This window comes from Pauljensenia sp. 20925_1_34 (genome assembly GCF_041432775.1).
Classification (GTDB): Bacteria; Actinomycetota; Actinomycetes; order Actinomycetales; family Actinomycetaceae; genus Pauljensenia.
This window is the reverse complement of record NZ_JAPWAG010000003.1, coordinates 155615-172500: the sequence shown is the minus strand read 5'-3', so window position 1 is coordinate 172500 and position 16886 is coordinate 155615. Positions and strand designations below refer to the sequence as shown.

General features: G+C 67.3%; 14 protein-coding genes. 5 read left to right on the top strand and 9 right to left on the bottom strand.

The features are described from left to right. The first annotated feature begins 570 nt into the window (after positions 1-570). Entirely contained in the window at positions 571-1455 is an 885-nt protein-coding gene (locus tag O3669_RS02545) for an alpha/beta hydrolase (RefSeq protein ID WP_371523523.1), read from the top strand. 254 nt (positions 1456-1709) lie between these two features. Here the strand turns inward: O3669_RS02545 and O3669_RS02540 are convergent, their stop codons facing one another. From O3669_RS02540 to O3669_RS02500, 9 genes are all read right to left on the bottom strand, one after another. After that, the gene (locus O3669_RS02540; RefSeq protein ID WP_371523522.1) at positions 1710-2588 is read right to left on the bottom strand and encodes a hypothetical protein; all 879 of its coding nucleotides are present in this window, start codon (positions 2586-2588) and stop codon (positions 1710-1712) included. Between the two features lie 43 nt (positions 2589-2631). Further along, positions 2632-3333 (bottom strand): hypothetical protein, encoded by a 702-nt coding sequence (locus tag O3669_RS02535; RefSeq protein WP_371523521.1) that lies wholly within the window; start codon positions 3331-3333, stop codon positions 2632-2634. 215 nt (positions 3334-3548) lie between these two features. Next, entirely contained in the window at positions 3549-4478 is a 930-nt protein-coding gene (locus O3669_RS02530; protein ID WP_371523520.1) for a hypothetical protein, read from the bottom strand. 50 nt (positions 4479-4528) lie between these two features. Further along, entirely contained in the window at positions 4529-5386 is an 858-nt protein-coding gene (locus O3669_RS02525; RefSeq protein ID WP_371523519.1) for a hypothetical protein, read from the bottom strand. Positions 5387-5427: 41 nt separating this feature from the next. Next, on the bottom strand, positions 5428-6138 hold the full coding sequence (locus tag O3669_RS02520) for a hypothetical protein (RefSeq protein WP_371523518.1): 711 nt from the start codon (positions 6136-6138) through the stop codon (positions 5428-5430). 7 nt (positions 6139-6145) lie between these two features. Continuing rightward, positions 6146-6910 carry a hypothetical protein gene (locus tag O3669_RS02515; protein ID WP_371523517.1) on the bottom strand — a complete coding sequence of 255 codons (765 nt, stop codon included), beginning with the start codon at positions 6908-6910 and terminating at the stop codon, positions 6146-6148. 248 nt (positions 6911-7158) lie between these two features. Further along, entirely contained in the window at positions 7159-7341 is a 183-nt protein-coding gene (locus tag O3669_RS02510) for a hypothetical protein (protein ID WP_371523516.1), read from the bottom strand. A gap of 171 nt (positions 7342-7512) precedes the next feature. After that, a complete protein-coding gene (locus O3669_RS02505) occupies positions 7513-8115 on the bottom strand; it encodes a GDSL-type esterase/lipase family protein (RefSeq protein ID WP_295968591.1) in 603 nt (200 codons plus the stop codon). Between the two features lie 62 nt (positions 8116-8177). Then, complete coding sequence (locus tag O3669_RS02500) at positions 8178-12041, bottom strand: multifunctional oxoglutarate decarboxylase/oxoglutarate dehydrogenase thiamine pyrophosphate-binding subunit/dihydrolipoyllysine-residue succinyltransferase subunit (protein WP_371523515.1); 3864 nt, start codon at positions 12039-12041, stop codon at positions 8178-8180. Between the two features lie 319 nt (positions 12042-12360). Between O3669_RS02500 and O3669_RS02495 the strand changes: the two genes are divergently transcribed. From O3669_RS02495 to O3669_RS02480, 4 genes are all read left to right on the top strand, one after another. Then, positions 12361-13686, top strand: coding sequence for a hemolysin family protein (locus tag O3669_RS02495; RefSeq protein WP_295921128.1), 1326 nt, complete (start codon positions 12361-12363; stop codon positions 13684-13686). After that, on the top strand, positions 13683-14717 hold the full coding sequence (locus O3669_RS02490) for a hemolysin family protein (protein ID WP_295921131.1): 1035 nt from the start codon (positions 13683-13685) through the stop codon (positions 14715-14717). Before O3669_RS02495 ends, O3669_RS02490 begins: the two co-directional genes overlap by 4 nt. An 82-nt stretch (positions 14718-14799) precedes the next feature. Beyond that, the gene (locus tag O3669_RS02485) at positions 14800-15909 is read left to right on the top strand and encodes a M23 family metallopeptidase (RefSeq protein WP_314768723.1); all 1110 of its coding nucleotides are present in this window, start codon (positions 14800-14802) and stop codon (positions 15907-15909) included. Then, a complete protein-coding gene (locus tag O3669_RS02480) occupies positions 15906-16739 on the top strand; it encodes a glycerophosphodiester phosphodiesterase (protein ID WP_315284294.1) in 834 nt (277 codons plus the stop codon). The genes O3669_RS02485 and O3669_RS02480 overlap by 4 nt, the downstream gene beginning before the upstream one ends. Positions 16740-16886: the final 147 nt, after the last annotated feature.

Below are 16886 nucleotides of genomic sequence, written 5' to 3'. Positions count from 1 at the left end.
GTTCGCGCTCACATCTCTAGGGCGAACGTGCAAGCGACGCACAAGTCCAGGCGCCGTCGTGGCCACAACGCAGACCACCTCAGCCACAACACCCGGGACAGCTCATAGCTCACCCCATTGTCAACGTCTTTCGCCGAGATGGTCTGCGATGCTGGCGCCACGCCAGCTCGAACCGCGACCTCACCGCCAGCAAACGGGGGGAATTGCACCATTAGAGGTGCGACACGCCGGCGACACGCCGAAGGGAGGCTCCTAATGCTGCAAAACCCCCACCATGACCCCTGGTGTCCTGCTCCCTAACCAGCGCAGGCCTGCCAATTGGGACGCTGATAAACGTCGGATGGGCGTCACCGATGGGATGACGAAGGACGTCACGGGCGACCAGCTCCGCGACGACGCTTGGCGTCGCCGCCCACTGGCACCGCCGCCCAGTAGCTCTGAACGGAACAACAAACGCAACAAAGCGTCCGCAACGAGGAGAACCCCTCTCCTGAGTCGTATCCTGGTATGTGCTGGCGCGCCGGTGCGTCCCGCGCGCAACACTGATTCGTCGAGACGAAAGAGGCCGTCATGTCCCTCCAGATGCGCGTTGTTCACTTCTGTATGGGGCTTGTGCCTCCGTTGCTACAGAGCGAGACAGCAACTGAGCAGATGGCGCTCCACGCCCCACAGCCCGCCCCGATGCCTGCACGCATGCGAGGACGTTTCACGGCGACGTGCGACAAAGGCATAACCCGCGTGTTCCCGAAGCGGGGCCAGCGCGCGGGCGGCGCGCTCATCTATCTGCATGGCGGAGCCTACGTGTACCCGATGGTTGCCGGGCAGTGGGGCGTCGTCGAGGGCCTCATCGACCGAACCGGCTTGCCCGTCATCATCCCTGACTACCCGATTGCTCCCGCGCACACCGCGACTGACGCGTTCGACGTCGTCCAGCCCATCATCGACGAGGCCCAGGCTGAGTTCGGCCGCGTCATCCTCTTTGGAGACTCGGCGGGAGGCGGACTGGCCCTCTCCCTCGCGATGCAGCGACGCGACGCGGGTGCGCGGCAGGTGGACGGCCTCGTCCTGTACGCCCCGTGGGTGGACGTGACCATGACGAATCCGCGCATCGAGGAGGTGCAGCGCCGCGACCGGGTTCTGCGTGTCCCCGGCGCGGCGTGGGCGGGCCGCGCGTGGGCCGCAGACCTGGATCCGGCCGACTGGCGCGTCAGCCCCCTGTACGGAGACCCGTCGGGACTGCCGCCGATGCGTATTTTCCAGGGCGACGCGGACATCGTCGGCCCCGACGTGATCGAGTTCGCGCGCAAGGCCGCCCGCGCCGGGGTGGACGTGCGCCTGCGCGTGGAGCCGGATGGCTTCCACGTGTACGTCCTGGGTGTTCCCATCATTCCCGAGGCCGTGGCCGCCCTGGACCGCAGCGCTCGCTTCATCTCGTGGATCCTCACCCAGGGCTGACCTGTGTTTCACGCGGCGTTTCACGGCCTCGTCGATGAGGGACGAGGCCTGCGCGGGGCAGCGCCCGCCAGCACACCCACACGGGGGCAGCGCTCGCTTCATCTCGTGGATCCTCACCCAGGGCTGACCTGTGTTTCACGCGGCGTTTCACGGCCTCGTCGATGAGGGACGACGCCTGCGTGGGGCAACGCCCGCCAGCACGGGGGAGTATCGGTCAGTGTGCGGGGGAAGGTCCGCCAGCACGCCCACGTACCTCAGGACAGTCGCACGTCCTCCAGGACCATGCTGTGCATGTACACGTCGATGGTGAGGGGAGTCTTGTCCGGGTTGAGGACGCACGCCTGGTAGAGCGGCTGCATGATTCCTGACAGCCGAGAAATGTCTCGGCTTTGCGTCCTGATGGAGAAGGTGTGGCGGGTGCCGTCCTCGAAACGCATGTGGAAGTGATTGTTGAAACTGGTGTCGTTGCGCGGAATCCGGTAACTGCTCACGATGTCTTGGTCATAGCTGCAGGAGGTGACCGTGCGCGTCTGCGACCCATCGAACAGGTCCCAGGCGGCGGGAACCAGGTAAAAGAAAGTAGGCGCCGCGATCATGAGGACGCCGATCGTGGTCCAGCCCATGGAGTCTCGTTCTTTACTGTAGGCGCGGCGGTCGCCGGATTGTTTCGCGGTGCGCAGGTCTCCCAGGGACGAGACGATCGCGACGATCCCGCCGACCACGATGACGAGCCCGACACAGCACAGGAGGATGGTGCTTGTGAGCATGCCGCTGCCGTAGGCGTCCATGTTGGACATGATGACGTGGGTGGCGACGAACGCCGCCGGGATCGCGATGATGGAGTAGGGGGCCAGACGCCGGAGGGCACCGCGCTTGGGAGCCCCCGAGGGCGCCCCCGGCACCGAACCGGCCCCCGGCAGGGAACCGGCGCCCGGCACGGAACTGGCCCCCGGCACGGAACCGGCGCCCGGCACCGAACTGGCCCCCGGCAGGGAACCGGCGCCCGGCACGGAACCGGCGCCCGGCAGGGAACCGGCGCCCGGCACGAAACCGGCGCCCGGCACGGAACCGGCGGGCGGGCCGGGGATGGGAGGCTGGGAGGGAACGTTGCGGTAGGGATACTGGGAACTCATGTGGATCCTTTGACGGGCTACAGTCGCGTTGGCGGGCGCGTCGTCAGTTGAGGCGCGCGGCCAGGATGGTCCGGGAGTGGGGCATGATCTTCAACGTCATGCCGGTGGTGCCGGCATGGGTCACGCAGGCCTCGTAGAGCACGTCGTAGACTGCCTGGCTGCTAGCAGATTCGTTGTCCCGGGGGTGCAGGCGCATGTCTTGCACGCGGGTGGAACCGTCGGCGAGCTGCATCGTGATCTCGTAGACCTCGTAGTTGATGACGCGGGTCCGGCCGCGGCTGCCGCTGCGCTGCTGCCTCTGGGCGACCGTGTTCGTGCAGCTGGTGACGGTCACGTTGCGTGAGCCGTCGGTGGCGTCGCGCACGAAGGGAGTGAGGTAGGCGACGCTGATCGCTCCGAAGGCGAGGCTGATGGCGACGCGGCCCGCCACCTTCCACAGGCGACGGCGCGGGATGGCTTTGTCGACCCCGCGTTCTCGGGCCTCGCGCGCGTCGCGGATCATGACGGGGATCGCCAGGGGGACGGTCAGGCAGGTGGCGAGGACGCCGACGTTCATGGCGACGCCCGTCAGAAAGTGGAGCGGCCCGTAGTCCGCGGCCATGTACATGGAGACGGCGACGATGATGAGCGGAAAGAACGTGAAGGCCCGGATCAGGTAGTGGTGCTCGATGAGATCCCGGTAATCCTGCCTCGTGGGCGGGTAGTAGGGTTCCTTGTTGGGCTGGGGAACGCTCGTGTTAGTCACCGGTGTGTCCTTCGGGCGAGGTATCGACGAGGCGATGGTCGGCTCGCGCGGGCACGCGGGCTCGCGTCGGCCTGATCGCCGTGTGTCTAGCCAGGATAGACCCGTGTGCCCACGGGGTAGTCACCGTGTCCACGCACTGGCGGCCCGGTGTTGACGGGGCGTCGGCGTCGCGTGACAAACCTCCGTCCGGCGTTGCGGGCGCTGCTTGGCGGCGCCTAGTTGTTGAGCCGGGCGTCCGCGATGACCCGCGTGCGAGTGTAGTAATCCACGGTCATGGACGCGGCCCCCGACCGCAGATGACACGCTTGATAGAGGACTCTCACCGCGCCGCCCTCATGCTCGATCTCCTCTGCGCTGTCCATCTCGATGGTCGTCGTGTGGACGGTCCCGTCGTCGAAGGTCATGGTGAATTCGTTTTCGTACACGGTCGTGCTCCCGCCACGGGAGGACGATTTCTTTATCGAGTACTGGTCGTAGGTGCACGATGTCACCGTGAATGGCTGTGGCCCGTCGGCGAGGTCGAGGGCGGCGGGCACCCCGTTGGACAGAGCGAAGTACCCGAGCAGCAGTCCCACAAAGCCAACCATGACGAGTCCGGGCTGTCGTGAGAGGGCGTCATTCTCGTTGCCCTGCGCCCTGGATGCACGCATGCGGCGGTGTACGACGGCTCCGAGGGCGATGCACCCGAGCGCAGCGATGAGAAGCACGCCGCTCTTGATGAGCGTCCACTGAAGCACTTCCGGGCCGACGGTGAAGGACTCGCCGATCAAGTACACGAACATTGCGATGAGGATGCCCAGCGTCGACAGGATGACCCACAGCCAGAAGTGTCCCTTGGACTCTTTCTTCGGCTCGCGCGGCGCGCCGGTCGGGGATGCGCCCGGGTAGTAGCTTCCCATCGTCGAGGCCTGGGTGCGGCGCGCTTGCCCGTTGGGGCCTCCCTGCCCGCCCACGCTCGGGGCGGTCGGGTTGGCCTCCCATGCGCCCCGGTTGCGCGTGATCGGTGGTTGGGGGACGCCGCTGGAGGGCGCGTCCTCGCGTGGGGACCACGGGTCGGGCGCCTGGTGAGGGAACTGGCGTGCGGAGGCGGACGGGTCGAAGGCGGACGGGCCGAAGGCAGACGGATACGGGTTCTGGTTGCTCATGGTGGACCTGAGGGGAGGGGGAACGAAGCTGGGGCGAGATCGTCTGTGTGTCAGTTCAGGCGGGCGTCGACGATGATCCAGCTGTGCTCGTAGACGTCCAGGGTCATGGACGCGTTGCCCGATTGCACGTTGCAGGCCTGGTAGAGCACCTCGTAGGTGCCGCCCATGGTCTGGATGCTCGTGCGCTGGTCTGTCTCGATGGTTGTCGTATGCGCCGTCCCGTCGGTGAGGGTCATCGTGAAGTAGTTGTCGTACACGGTGCGCCCGCCTCCGCGTCGACGCGACCGTCGATGCGAGCCCTGCTCGTAGGTGCACGAGGTGACGGTGACGGTGTGGTGGCCTTCCACGAGGTCTTGGGCAGCCGGGACGCCGAGGGTGGCGGAGAAGTAGCCGCTGATGGGGAGGATGATGATGGTGAAGAACAGGGCGCGAACGCGCATGCGGCTGGTTGCGATGTCGCCGACGGCCTTGGCTCGCCGCAATTCGCGGAAGGAGCGGGGGATGCTGACCAGGCACCCGATGGCGACGATGAGCCCGATCCCGCTGGCCGCGGCCGTCCAGGTGAGTCGTTCCGTGCCGAAGTCGTATGAGCCTCCCACCACGGCGTAGATGACGAGGGCTAGGACGGCCAGGATCGTGAGGATGGTCGTCGCGAGGGAACGCTTCTTCCGTTGGGTGGGGGCAGTGGCCTCTTCGCCGGGCAAGGGGGCGGGCTGGGCGTACCCGTAGGAGGCGGCGCCCGCGGGCGCCTGGTAGGGCTGCCCGTACTGCCGATACTGGTATCCGGATGCCTGCTGGGAGTCGGTGCCCTGGTAGGAGGGGTACTGGTACTGGGAGGCATCGAAGGGGGGAACCTGTCCGGGGCCGGAGGGGTTCTGCGGGGAGTTGAACTGGTTGGGGTTGCTCATGTGGGGATCTATGCTGTGAGGGGTGTGTGGCGAGGCCTGGGCTAGGAGGGTGCGTCCGCCGCGGCGGGCAGGCGCGCGGTGAGGGTCCAGCTGGCAGCCTGGGTGTCTGTGTCCACACTACCGCCCACGCTCGTCGCGAGGGCGCGGATCTCACCCATGTGCCGCGCACCCAGGACGGGGGCGCGATCTGTGAGCGCGCTGATGGTGAGGGTGAGGGCTTCCTCCGTCGCCGAGCCGGTGACGGTGAGCGACGCGTTCTTGTCGAGTTCGGCGATGTGGGAGAAAGCCAGGTAGAGGATTTCCGCGCCGACGGCGTCCCCGTATTTGCTCAACGGCGCGTACTCGTTGAAGAGGTTGATGATGGTGAAACCGGATTGCTGAGCGAAGGTGATGGCTCCGTCGATGCTCGCGAAGTTGCTGGGCGGCTTGGGGTGGTTGGGAGGCGTGGCTGTGGTGGTTGGGCGGAGTGTGGGTGTTGCGGGTGGCGTGGCGAGGTGGGCGGGTACCTCCGGGGAGGGGCGCCCGGCTGCGTGCCGCGGCGGGGTCTTCCAATCCCTGTACAGGAATCGGATGCCGGCAAAAGTAGCGACCACGATGAAGACAATCAGATAGGAGGCCGCTGCGGTGACGACGGTCGGCGACCATGAGCCAGGTGAGAAGAAAGACCCTAGGACGATATTGAGGGTCAAGAAAGCGATCATGATTGCGCAGAGGAGGAACTCCTCGCGCCTGGTGGCTTTCTGCTTAGTCACGTGTCGCTCATTCCACTCGTGCGTCGACGATGATCCAGCTGTGGCGATAGACCTCGAGTTTCAGAGACGAGGTCCCCTTCTTGTCAGCGCACGCTTCGTAGAGGGCGCTGTAGACACTGGTCGCCTTGGAGGCGCCGCTTAAGCGAGTCGTGTGCTTCGAACCGTCGGTAAGGGTGAGCTTGAAACTGTAGGACGTAGAGGTGCCGCTCCGCCGCGAGCGCGTCCTGACCTCACTGTAGCTGCACGACTTGACGGTGACGGTCTCTGTTCCTTCGATCGTGTCCGCAACCGACTGCACGGAACCAATGATCGCCATCGCTCCGACGATGAGGACGGGGATGGAGGTAACAACGAGCGAGACGATTGGCTTACGCATGTTCGTCCTGTCGCCGGAGCGCTTCGCTCGGTTCATACGGTGAGCCGTCACGACGATGATGACCGCACAGATGAGCATACTGATGGTGCCTACGGCGCTCGCGATGCTTTGCCACTGGAGCTTGATGTCGCCCATATCGTAGAAATTGCTCAGCACAAAATAGGCGATGACACCGATGGTCGCGAGGACCTTCAGAGCGTTGAGCGCCGTCGTGTAGTTCGTGTTTATGACCGGACGGCCCATGTTGTTGCGTCCATGCGGAGCGCCGGGACCCTGGCCCGGGAAGGGACGCTGGGGGTACATGCCGCCCGGGTATTGTCCGGGCGGCGGCTGCGTCGGGGCTTGGCCTGGGAAGGGGCGCTGCGGAGGATAACCGTGGGGGTATTGGTTGCTCATGGTGTCTCGCTGGCGTGGTTGGTGTCGATGTGGGTGGGCAATTGAGTTCTCGCGCCGTGGCGGGCGCGCGCGGAGGAATACTCCACGGCAACTATAGCTATCTGCTCTGGCGCGCGGGGCACGTGCTGGCGTGGAGACCGCGCTGCGCGGTGCGCCGACAGGCGCAACGACGGATTCAGCCCGCATGGACATCTGTGAGGCTATGGGTGGAACACCATGCGGCCAACGCGCGGGCGGCGCGCTCGCGGTTACCCGTTCACGGCCTTGGCTACTGTCGCGTCGATGATCACCCAGCTGTGGCTGTCGACCTCAACGGTGAGGGATACGGCGCCGGAACGGGCAGCGCAGGTGACGGCAATGACGAGGCCGACGGCCGCCGCGCTCATGACGCCGAGAACGAGGAAAGCGAAGAGCTTATCGCGGGTCGACATCCCCCGCGAGGAACCCGTGAGGAAGAGCGATCCCAGACTCGTGGGGACAGAAGAGCTGGAGGAAGGGGAGGGCGGGGAAGCGTTGATGGGGTCGATCTATGTGGTGGGGGAGCGAGACGAGGCGGGGGGTTGCTCGATTGACGTGGATACGCGCGTCTCTCCCGCCGACACTCAAACGTCCGTTGGCGTCGCGCCCGTCCACTCGTACCAGCCCTGGTGCTGGACGATCCAGGCCATCAGGGCGTAACCGGCCTGGCCGGGCAGGGTCTGGCCGTCGGCGCCGCGCGCCATGGAGGCGGCCATGTCCTCGAACCACTGGTCGTGGGCGACCAGCGGCGTGTAGCAGTCGACGAAGGGGATGCCGCGGCGCGCGCACACCTCGGAGCAGGAGGAAGCCAGGGCTTTGAGAGCCCCCGAATCGACCCCGGCCAGGGGAGGAGGACCCACGACGAAGCTGGGGATACCCAGAGAGGTCGCGCGGTCCGTGATGTTGGCGAGGTTCAGGCGCGAGCGCGCGGTGGAAATACCGGCGGGAACGTCGCCGGGGCCAATCCCGATGACGAGGCCGTGGGGCTCTCCGTCGGCCAGGCGTGGCAGGACCTCGGCCTCCCAACGCGCGGCCATCTGCTTGGTCGTTTCGGAGGGGACCGCCAGCGTGAGGAAAGTGGCGGGCAAGTCGAAGGTCGAGTGGGCGTTGACGCGGCCAACCCAGCCCAGGCCTCGGGGGTCTCCGACGCCCGCGACGAGCTCGTCGCCGATAAAGCAGATGCGCATTGGGGGTCCTTTCCAGGTGTGCCTGCGCGCGCCCGGAACACCGGGCACGCGCAGGGAGGTCGCTAGCCTTCGAAGGCCTGCGCAATAAGGGTAGCTGCTTGCTCCTTGTGAAGCGAGGCACGTCCAGCTGCGGTCGTCGCCGACTCGGGGCGCGAGACCATGCGGACCGGGCGTCCCAGCGACGGGAACAGGTTGAGCGCCAGGAATGGCAGCGCGCCCTGGTTACGCGGTTCGTCCTGCGCCCACGTCACCGACGCGTTCGGGTACTGGGCGAGCGCGGCCGCCACCTCGGCCTCGGGCAGCGGGTAGAACTGCTCCAGGCGGATGATCGCCGTCGAGGTGTCGCCGCGACGCTCACGTTCCTTGGCGAGGTCGTAGTACAGGCGTCCCGAGCACAGCAGGACGCGGGTCACGGCTGCGGGGTCCGTGATCGACGCGTCGCCGATGACGGGCTGGAAGCTGCCCGAGGTGAACTCGTCGATGTGCGAGGACGCTGCCGACAGGCGCAGCAGCTGCTTGGGAGTGAACGCGATGAGCGGCTTGCGTGGGCGCTTGTAGGCCTGCGTACGCAGCGTGTGGAAGTAGTTCGCCGGGGTGGAGGGCTGGACGATCCACATGTTGTCCTGCGCGGCCAGCTGCAGGTAACGCTCGATGCGGGCGCTCGAGTGGTCGGGTCCCTGGCCCTCGTAGCCGTGGGGCAGGAGCATGACCAGCGAGGAACGCTGTCCCCACTTCTGCTCCGCCGAGCACACGAACTCGTCAATGACGGTCTGCGCGCCGTTGGCGAAGTCGCCGAACTGAGCCTCCCAGATCGTCAGTGTCTCGGGGCTTTCCAGCGAGTAGCCGTAGTCGAAGGCCAGCACGCCGTACTCACTGAGCGGGGAGTTCCACACGTCGAAGCGCGCCTGGTGCTCGGTGAGGAAGCGCAGCGGCGTGAACTCACGGCCGTCGTCGGCGTCGTGCAGGACCGCGTGGCGCTGGACGAAGGTTGCGCGCGCGACGTCCTCGCCGGACAGGCGAACGCCGGTGCCCTCCATGAGGAGCGTGCCGAAGGCCAGGAGCTCCGCAAATCCCCAGTCGACGGGCTTGTTGCCCAGCGCCATCTCCAGGCGGCGCTCGCACAGCTGACGCAGCTTGGGGTGGGGCTCGAAGCCCTCGGGGAAGCGCACGTGGGCGCGGCCGATGCGGCGCAGCTGCTTGGCAGGCACGGCGGAGGTCCACCCGATCATCATGCCGGTGCCGGGCAGCTGGGACTCGGGCATGGTCCATTCCTCGTCGCGGGACTCCCCGGCCTCGCCCACGCCGGCCGTCAGTGCGGGGTCGTGCGTGCGGCTGCCGGGGTTGATCTCGGACACCGACGAGGCTCCGCCCGCGCGGGTCTCCTCCAGGATGCGCCCCAGTTCCGCCTCGTATTGGGCGATGGAGAGGCGGGCCTCGTCCTCGGTGAGCTGACCGCGACCCACGAGGCCACGGATGTACACCGCGCGCGTGGAGGGGATGCGGTCGATGAGGGAGTACATGACCGGCTGGGTCATCGACGGGTCGTCGCCCTCGTTGTGTCCGCGGCGGCGGTAGCACACCATGTCGATGATGACGTCCTTGTGGAAGGCGTTGCGGTACGCGAAGGCCAGGTGCGCGCAGCGGATGACGGCCTCGGGGTCGTCCGCGTTCACGTGCAGGATCGGGACCTGAAGGCCCTTGGCCAGGTCGGTCGCGTAGCCGGTCGAGCGGCCCTGGGTTGGACCGGTTGTAAAACCGATCTGGTTGTTGACGATGACGTGGATCGTGCCGCCGGTCTTGTAGCCCTCAAGCTGGGAGAGGTTGAAGGTCTCCTGGACGACGCCCTGGCCGATGAAGGCCGCGTCGCCGTGGATGAGGATCGGGATGATCGGCAGGTCCGGGTCGCCCAGGGCCTCCTGCTTGGCGCGCACGATGCCCTCCAGGACACCGTCCGCGGCCTCCAGGTGGGAGGGGTTGGCCGCCATGTAGACCTTGGTGGCCAGACCGTCGTCGAGGGAGTACACGCCCCACGTGCCCAGGTGGTACTTGACGTCGCCGGAGCCCTGGACGGAGTTGGGCATGTAGTTGCCCTCGAACTCGTCGAAGATCTGCGCATACGACTTGCCCGCGATGTTGGCCAGCACGTTGAGGCGGCCGCGGTGCGCCATGCCGATGGCGACCTCGTGGATACCGGCGCGCGCCGAGTCGGCCAGGATGTGGTCGAGCAGCGGGATCAGGGACTCGCCGCCCTCCAGCGAGAAGCGCTTTTGGCCCATGAACTTCGTCTGGAGGAACTCCTCGAAGGCCTCGGCGCGGATGAGGGTGCCCAGGATGTGGCGCTGCGCCTCGGGGGAGGGGGCCTCGTAGGGGCCCTCGATGCGTTCCTGGACCCACGCGCGCTGCTCGGGGTCCTGGATGTGCATGTATTCGATGCCGACCGTGCGCGTGTAGGTGTCGTGCAGGCGCGTGAGGATGTCGCGCAGCAGCATCTGGTCGGAGCCGCCGAAGCCGCCGGTGGGGAAGGGACGGTCCAGGTCCCACACGCTCAGGCCGTAGGAGGCGATGTTCAGGTCGGGGTGGCGGCGTACGCGGTAGGCGAGTGGGTCGGTGTCGGCAGCCAGGTGTCCGCGCGAGCGGTAGGCGTGGATGATCTCCGTGATGCGGGCGGGCTTGCCCTTCTCGCGATCTGGGTCGTATTCGTAGTCGGCCTCCCACGAGTAGGGGCGCGTGGGCACGTGCAGGGAGGTGAAGACGCGCTCGTAGAAGCCGTCGCGGCCCGACAGCTTGGCGTCGATCAGGCCCAGGAGACGGCCCGACGCCGCGCCCTGGATGATGCGGTGATCGTAGGTGGAGGAGAAGTACATCGTCTTGCCGATGCCCAGGGACGCCAGGCGCTTGGGGGAGACGCCGCGGAACTCCGCGGGGTAGTCGGTGGCGCCCACGCCAATGATGAGGCCCTGGCCGACCATCAGGCGCGGCACCGAGGTGGTCGTGCCCAGCGTGCCGGGGTTGGTCAGGGTGACGGAGGCGCCCTGGAAGTCGGCGGTCGTCAGCGTGGCCGTGCGGGCGCGGGAGACCAGGTCCTGGTAGGCGTCGACGAACTCGGAGAAGGTCAGGGTGTCGGCGTCGTGGATGACGGGAACCTTCAGGGAGTGGTTCCCCTGCGCGTCGGCCACGTCGATGGCCAGGCCGAAGCCGATGTGCGCGAGCTGTTCGATGGCCGGCTTGGTGCCCTCAAGCGTGTAGCGCACGTTCAGGTCGGGCATTTCGCACAGCGCCTCGACCAGGGCGTAGCCGATGAGGTGCGTGAAGGAGACTTTGCCGCCGACGGTGCGCGCCAGGTGGGCGTTGATCAGGGCGCGGTTTTCGATGAGGAGCTTGGCGGGGATTTGACGCTGGGAGGTGGCCGTGGGGATAGAGAGCGAGGCCTCCATGTGCTTGGCGGTCGCGCGTGCGGCGGACTTCAGGACACGCAGCTCGTCCTGGACGGGTGCTCGGTGGGAGCGGGTGAAGGCGGCACGTCCGTGTGCCAGGCGCGTGTAGGGGCTGGTGGCCTCGGCCACCGCGGCGGGCGGGGCGGGGGGCAGGTCGGAGCGGGTCACGGAGACGACGGGGGTGGCTACGCGAGCCGCCTTCGTTTCCTCCTCCTCAATGTCGAGGGTGGGCGGGGTGACGCTCACGGGCACCTCGGGGGCGGCCTCCGTTGCCGAGGCCTGGGTGGCCTGGGTGGGTTCGCTCCCCTCGAGCGCGCCGGGAATGGCCTCGGGGATGGCGGGGCGGGTGGCGCGCAGCTGCGGGGGAGCGGATTCGGTCGCGAAATAGGCGCGCCACGAGGGGTCGAGCAGCTGCGGATCACGCTCGTACAGGTCGCGCATCTTCGCGAGGTACCACTGCGGATCGGGCTGGGAAACTGTGTGAGTGGGCACGTCTTCCTCCGTTTGACTCACGCCGCGTGCATGGGCTTGTTGCGCGGCGACCGTACCGGACAGATTCTACCGCCGCGTGACCACCTTCACGAGACCTGGGCGACACTTGGTGATCATTTCAAGGGCCTTTGGTCCGGTATAGGGAGAGTATTGGCACAGCATCGCGATGTGTGGAAGTGCGCGCTGGGTCGAAGGTCGTTGCCCGCTAAACTGGATGCATCATGGACTGCGACTCTGCTGGCTCTCCCGCCGCTCTTTCCCGCCCCCTGCCTGCGCGTATGCGCCCGGCCCGCCCCGGCCTCGTCGATAGGGGGCAGCGTTGACGACCGCTCTCATGCTCCTGCTTGGCGTCGTCTTGACCGCCGGGACCTTCGTGTTCGTCTCCGCCGAGTTCTCCCTTGTTGCGGTCGATCAGGCTGTCCTTGACAAGCACGCCGAGGAAGGAGACCGCGGTGCCGCTTCGGTGCTGCGAGCGACTCGCACCCTGTCGACCCAGCTCTCGGGCGCCCAGGTCGGCATTACCCTGACGACGATCCTGCTGGGCTACACGACCCAGTCCGCCCTGGCCGAGCTGCTGGAAGGCTGGCTCGGTGCCGCCGGGCTCGCGTGGGGCCTGGCGACCGGCATCGCCGCCTTCGCGGCCGCCACGTTCATCAATGTGTTCTCGATGCTCTTTGGTGAACTTGTGCCCAAGAACCTGGCGCTGGCTCACCCGATGGCCACGGCCGTGCGCGTCGTGCCCTTCCAGATGGCCTTCACCGCCGTCGCCCGCCCCGTCATCTGGGTGCTCGGCGGCGCCGCGAACTGGGTACTTGCCCGCATGGGCATTGAGCCGCAGGAGGAAATCTCGTCGGCGCGCTCGGCTTCCGAGCTGACCGCCCTCGTTGAGCACTCCGTCGAAGAAGGCACCTTCGACATGTCGACGGCCGACCTGTTCGTCAACACGATCCGCATGTCCACGCTCAGCGCCGCCGACGTCATGACCGACCGCGGACGGCTTCACACCCTCGGGGAGGGCGACAGCGCCCAGGACGTCCTCGACCTGGCCCGCGAGACCGGCCACTCCCGCTTCCCGGTGATCGGCGACGACTCCGACGACATCCTCGGCCTGGTCTCCCTGCGCCGCGCGGTCGCCGTGCCCGTCGAACGCCGCGCCGAGGTTCCCGTCATCTCTTCCTCCCTCATGACCGACGCGCCCACCGTTCCCGAGACCGTGCCGATCGGCCCGCTGATGGTCCAGCTGCGCGACGAGGGCTTGCAGATGGCCGTCGTCGTCGACGAATACGGCGGTGTTTCCGGCATCGTCACCCTCGAAGACGTCGTCGAAGAGATCGTTGGCGAAGTCTCTGACGAGCACGACCAGCGCCGCCTCGGTATCCGCCCGCGACCCGACGGGACGTTCCTCGTTCCCGGCACGCTGCGCCCCGACGAGCTGGCGCGCCGCACCGACATTTGTCTGCCCGAGGATGGCCCCTACGACACGATCGGAGGCCTCGTCATGAACGAGCTGGGCGAGATTCCCTCCGTCGGTTCGCATGTCGTCGTTGACGGCGTCGGCATTGAGGTCGCTCAGATGCAGGGGCGCAGGGTCGCGCAGGTTGCTATCACTCCCGCGCCCGCCGACGAGACGGAGGACGACGAATGAGCACCGGCATGGGCCTGGCAATCACCGTCGCGCTGCTTGCGATCAACGCCTTCTTCGTGGCCGGCGAGTTCGCGGTCACCTCGACGCGCCGATCCCAGGTTGAGCCGCTGGCTGACGGGGGAGCGCGCGGCGCCAAGGATGCGCTCTACGCGCTGCAACACGTCTCCCTCATGCTCGCCATCTGCCAGTTGGGCGTCACGGTCGCGTCCACGACGCTGGGCGTCGTCGCCGAACCCGCGATCGCTCACCTCGTGGAATCCCCGCTGGAGCGCCTGGGCGCTCCCGAGGCCACCAGCCACGTCGTCGGATTCGCGGCGGCCCTCATCATCGTGCTGTTCTGCCACGTCGTCTTCGGCGAGATGGTTCCCAAGAACATCTCGATTGCCGCCCCCGTGCGGATGCTGCTCATTCTCGCGCCCGTCCTTGTGCGCCTGGGCCGCCTCCTGCGCCCGATTATCGAGGCCATGGACCGTTTCGCGAACTGGTTCGTCCGCCTGTCCGGTTACGAGCCGCGCTCGGAAATCTCGGCCTCGTACACGGTCGAAGAGGTCGCATCGATCGTCGTCGCCTCGCAGGAGGAAGGCGTGCTGACCGACGAGCTTGGTCTGCTCAGTGGCACTTTGGAGTTCTCCGAGGAGACTGCCGGGTCGGCGATGGTCCCGCTGGCGGACCTGGTGACTCTTCCCGATGGGGCCACGCCCGCCGACGTGGAGGAACGGGTCGCCCACACGGGATACTCGCGCTTCCCGATCGCCGACCAGGACGGGGCCATCGTCGGCTACGTTCACCTCAAGGACGTCCTCTACGCCTCCGGCGAGGAACGCACCCAGCCGATCACCCCGTGGCGTATTCGCCGCCTGGAGGCCGTCTCGTCGGGCGACCAGGTCGAAGACGCACTACGCCATATGCAGCGCACCGGCGTTCACTGCGCGCTCGTGCGCGACGACGGGCAAGTCGTCGGTATCCTCTTCCTGGAGGATATCCTCGAGCTGCTGGTCGGTGAGGTTCGCGATGTCCTCCAACGGCCATGAATAGGCCGCCGGATGCGCGTTGACAGCGAGCGTTGCTAGAGTGGAACGATCAGGAAACGAGAGGGGAGTAAGCGTGAGCGACATGGAGTGCCCGCTGCCCAAGCGGTCGCAGCTGCGCGCCGCGCGATCTCAGGAGGCCGAATCGTCTCGGCCCATCACCGCGGAGATTCCGCAGGACGTGGCTCCGCCCCCGCTCCCTCCGACGACTCCGCCCGCGCGCGCCACGGCCTCGCCGACGCTCGCTCCGATGTCCCTGCCCCCGTCTGTCGAACTCGTGACCGAACCCGACCTCGACTATTCGGACGCCGACTACGACGACTACGACGATCTGGACGACGCCTACACCGGCTACGACGGCGAGGAGTACGAGGAATACGAGGAGGTCACGGAGACCACCGAAAATGTGCAGGTGCCGAAGGTGCAGAAGCCGCGCCGAAACGTTCACCCCGTCGGCTACCTGCTGCGCGCCCTCCTGATCGTGGGCCTGGCGGGGTCAACCATCGCCGTCCCGATGACGGGCCGCGTCGGATCCGACTCCTCCCTGACAGTTCCCGCGCGCTCCTTCGGCTGGACCACGGGACGCGGCAGCTGGGCCTCCTCCCAGGTCCTGCCCGAAGCAATCGCCCTGGACGCGACCCTGACCGCGGACTCGCGTGCGAAGGCCAAGGCGCCTGTCGCGGTCACCGGCTGCGCGGCCGGCGTCGGCGCCGACGGCAACCGCAACGTCAAGGTCGTCGCCGACACGGTGTACTGGCCTCTGGCCGAGGGATCCTACACGATTACGTCGCCCTTCACGATGCGTATCTCGCCTGTTTCTGGTCAGCTCCTGGCCCACGAGGGTATTGACATGGCGGCACCCATGGACACGCCCATCACCGCTGTTTACGGCGGCGTTGTCGAGGAACTCGCCGAAAACTCGCACTCGGGTGCCTACGTGCAGATCAAACACACATTGCCTGACGGTACCGTCTTCCATTCGGCCTACCTACACCAGTACATGAACAAAATTACGGTCAAGCTCGGCGACACCGTCACCGCCGGCCAGGTGATCGGCGCCGTCGGCAACAACGGCTGGTCGACCGGCCCCCACCTGCACTTCGAAATCCACGACGCCTCCGACACTCCCGTGGACCCGGAACCCTGGATGGCCGAACACAAGGCCATTTACCTTGGACAGGAGCCCTGCTCATGATGCCCGTCACCATGCGTCAGGGGCCCATCGTCTTCGCCCACCGTGGCGGCGGCGAGGAAGCCCCCGAGAACACGATGAGCGCCTTCGCCTACGCCTACGAGGCCGGGATCCGCCACGTGGAGACCGACGCCCACGTCACCGCCGACGGCACAGTCGTCATGTGCCACGACGAGACCGTGGACCGCTGCTACGACGGCGTCGGCGCGATCTCCGAGATGACGTGGCGCGAGCTGTCCAAGCTGCGCCACCGCGACTCCGGGGAGCAGATGCCGCTGCTCGCCCAGGTCCTCGAAGCGTTCCCGGACATGTACTTCAACATCGACGCGAAGGAGCCGGGCGTCGAAGGCCCCCTCCTCGACGTCATCGCCGACCACGACGCGGCCGACCGCGTGCTCGTGGCCTCCTTCTCTGAGCCTCGCCTGCGCGCCGTGCGCGACATCGCCGCCTCGGATCCCGCCCGCGCCGTCGCCACGTCTCTGGGCACCGAGGCCGTCGTGCGCCTGGTGGGCGCCGCGAAGAGCGCCACGAACCCCGCCTGGTGGCACGTGCCCGGCCCGCGCCAGGGGGCCATCGCCGCGCAGGTGCCCATGCAGCAGGGCCCGATCCGCGTCGTCGACGAGCGTTTCGTCGCCACCGCCCACACCCTGGGCCTGGCGGTCCACGTGTGGACCATCAACACCGTGGCCGACGTGCTGCGCCTCCTCGAGGTCGGCGTCGACGGCATCATCACCGACCGACCCGCCTTTGTGCGCGACTTCCTGGACGCGCGAGGCCTGTGGACCCAGCCTCCGGTGCCCGGCGCTGGCGTGCACCCGATGCCGAGGGACTAACCCGCACGCCCGTGAGCGCTCCTTTCCGAGCCGGGCACGCTGGTTTCGTGGCGTGGGCGGAGCCGGTCGGCTCCGCCCCTCAATCGACGTATGCGTCAGGACCGCAGACTCACTCGTCGCCGCTGAAGTCGGCCACGGCCTCGTCAA

What these genes read in the sequence shown, in the direction of transcription:
- O3669_RS02480 (WP_315284294.1), top strand. Translation starts at nt 15,906, where the DNA reads ATGATGCCCGTCACCATGCGTCAGGGGCCCATCGTCTTCGCCCACCGT.
- O3669_RS02540 (WP_371523522.1), bottom strand. Translation starts at nt 2,588, where the DNA reads ATGAGTTCCCAGTATCCCTACCGCAACGTTCCCTCCCAGCCTCCCATC.
- O3669_RS02525 (WP_371523519.1), bottom strand. Translation starts at nt 5,386, where the DNA reads ATGAGCAACCCCAACCAGTTCAACTCCCCGCAGAACCCCTCCGGCCCC.
- O3669_RS02490 (WP_295921131.1), top strand. Translation starts at nt 13,683, where the DNA reads ATGAGCACCGGCATGGGCCTGGCAATCACCGTCGCGCTGCTTGCGATC.
- O3669_RS02505 (WP_295968591.1), bottom strand. Translation starts at nt 8,115, where the DNA reads ATGCGCATCTGCTTTATCGGCGACGAGCTCGTCGCGGGCGTCGGAGAC.
- O3669_RS02515 (WP_371523517.1), bottom strand. Translation starts at nt 6,910, where the DNA reads ATGAGCAACCAATACCCCCACGGTTATCCTCCGCAGCGCCCCTTCCCA.
- O3669_RS02510 (WP_371523516.1), bottom strand. Translation starts at nt 7,341, where the DNA reads ATGTCGACCCGCGATAAGCTCTTCGCTTTCCTCGTTCTCGGCGTCATG.
- O3669_RS02545 (WP_371523523.1), top strand. Translation starts at nt 571, where the DNA reads ATGTCCCTCCAGATGCGCGTTGTTCACTTCTGTATGGGGCTTGTGCCT.
- O3669_RS02485 (WP_314768723.1), top strand. Translation starts at nt 14,800, where the DNA reads ATGGAGTGCCCGCTGCCCAAGCGGTCGCAGCTGCGCGCCGCGCGATCT.
- O3669_RS02530 (WP_371523520.1), bottom strand. Translation starts at nt 4,478, where the DNA reads ATGAGCAACCAGAACCCGTATCCGTCTGCCTTCGGCCCGTCCGCCTTC.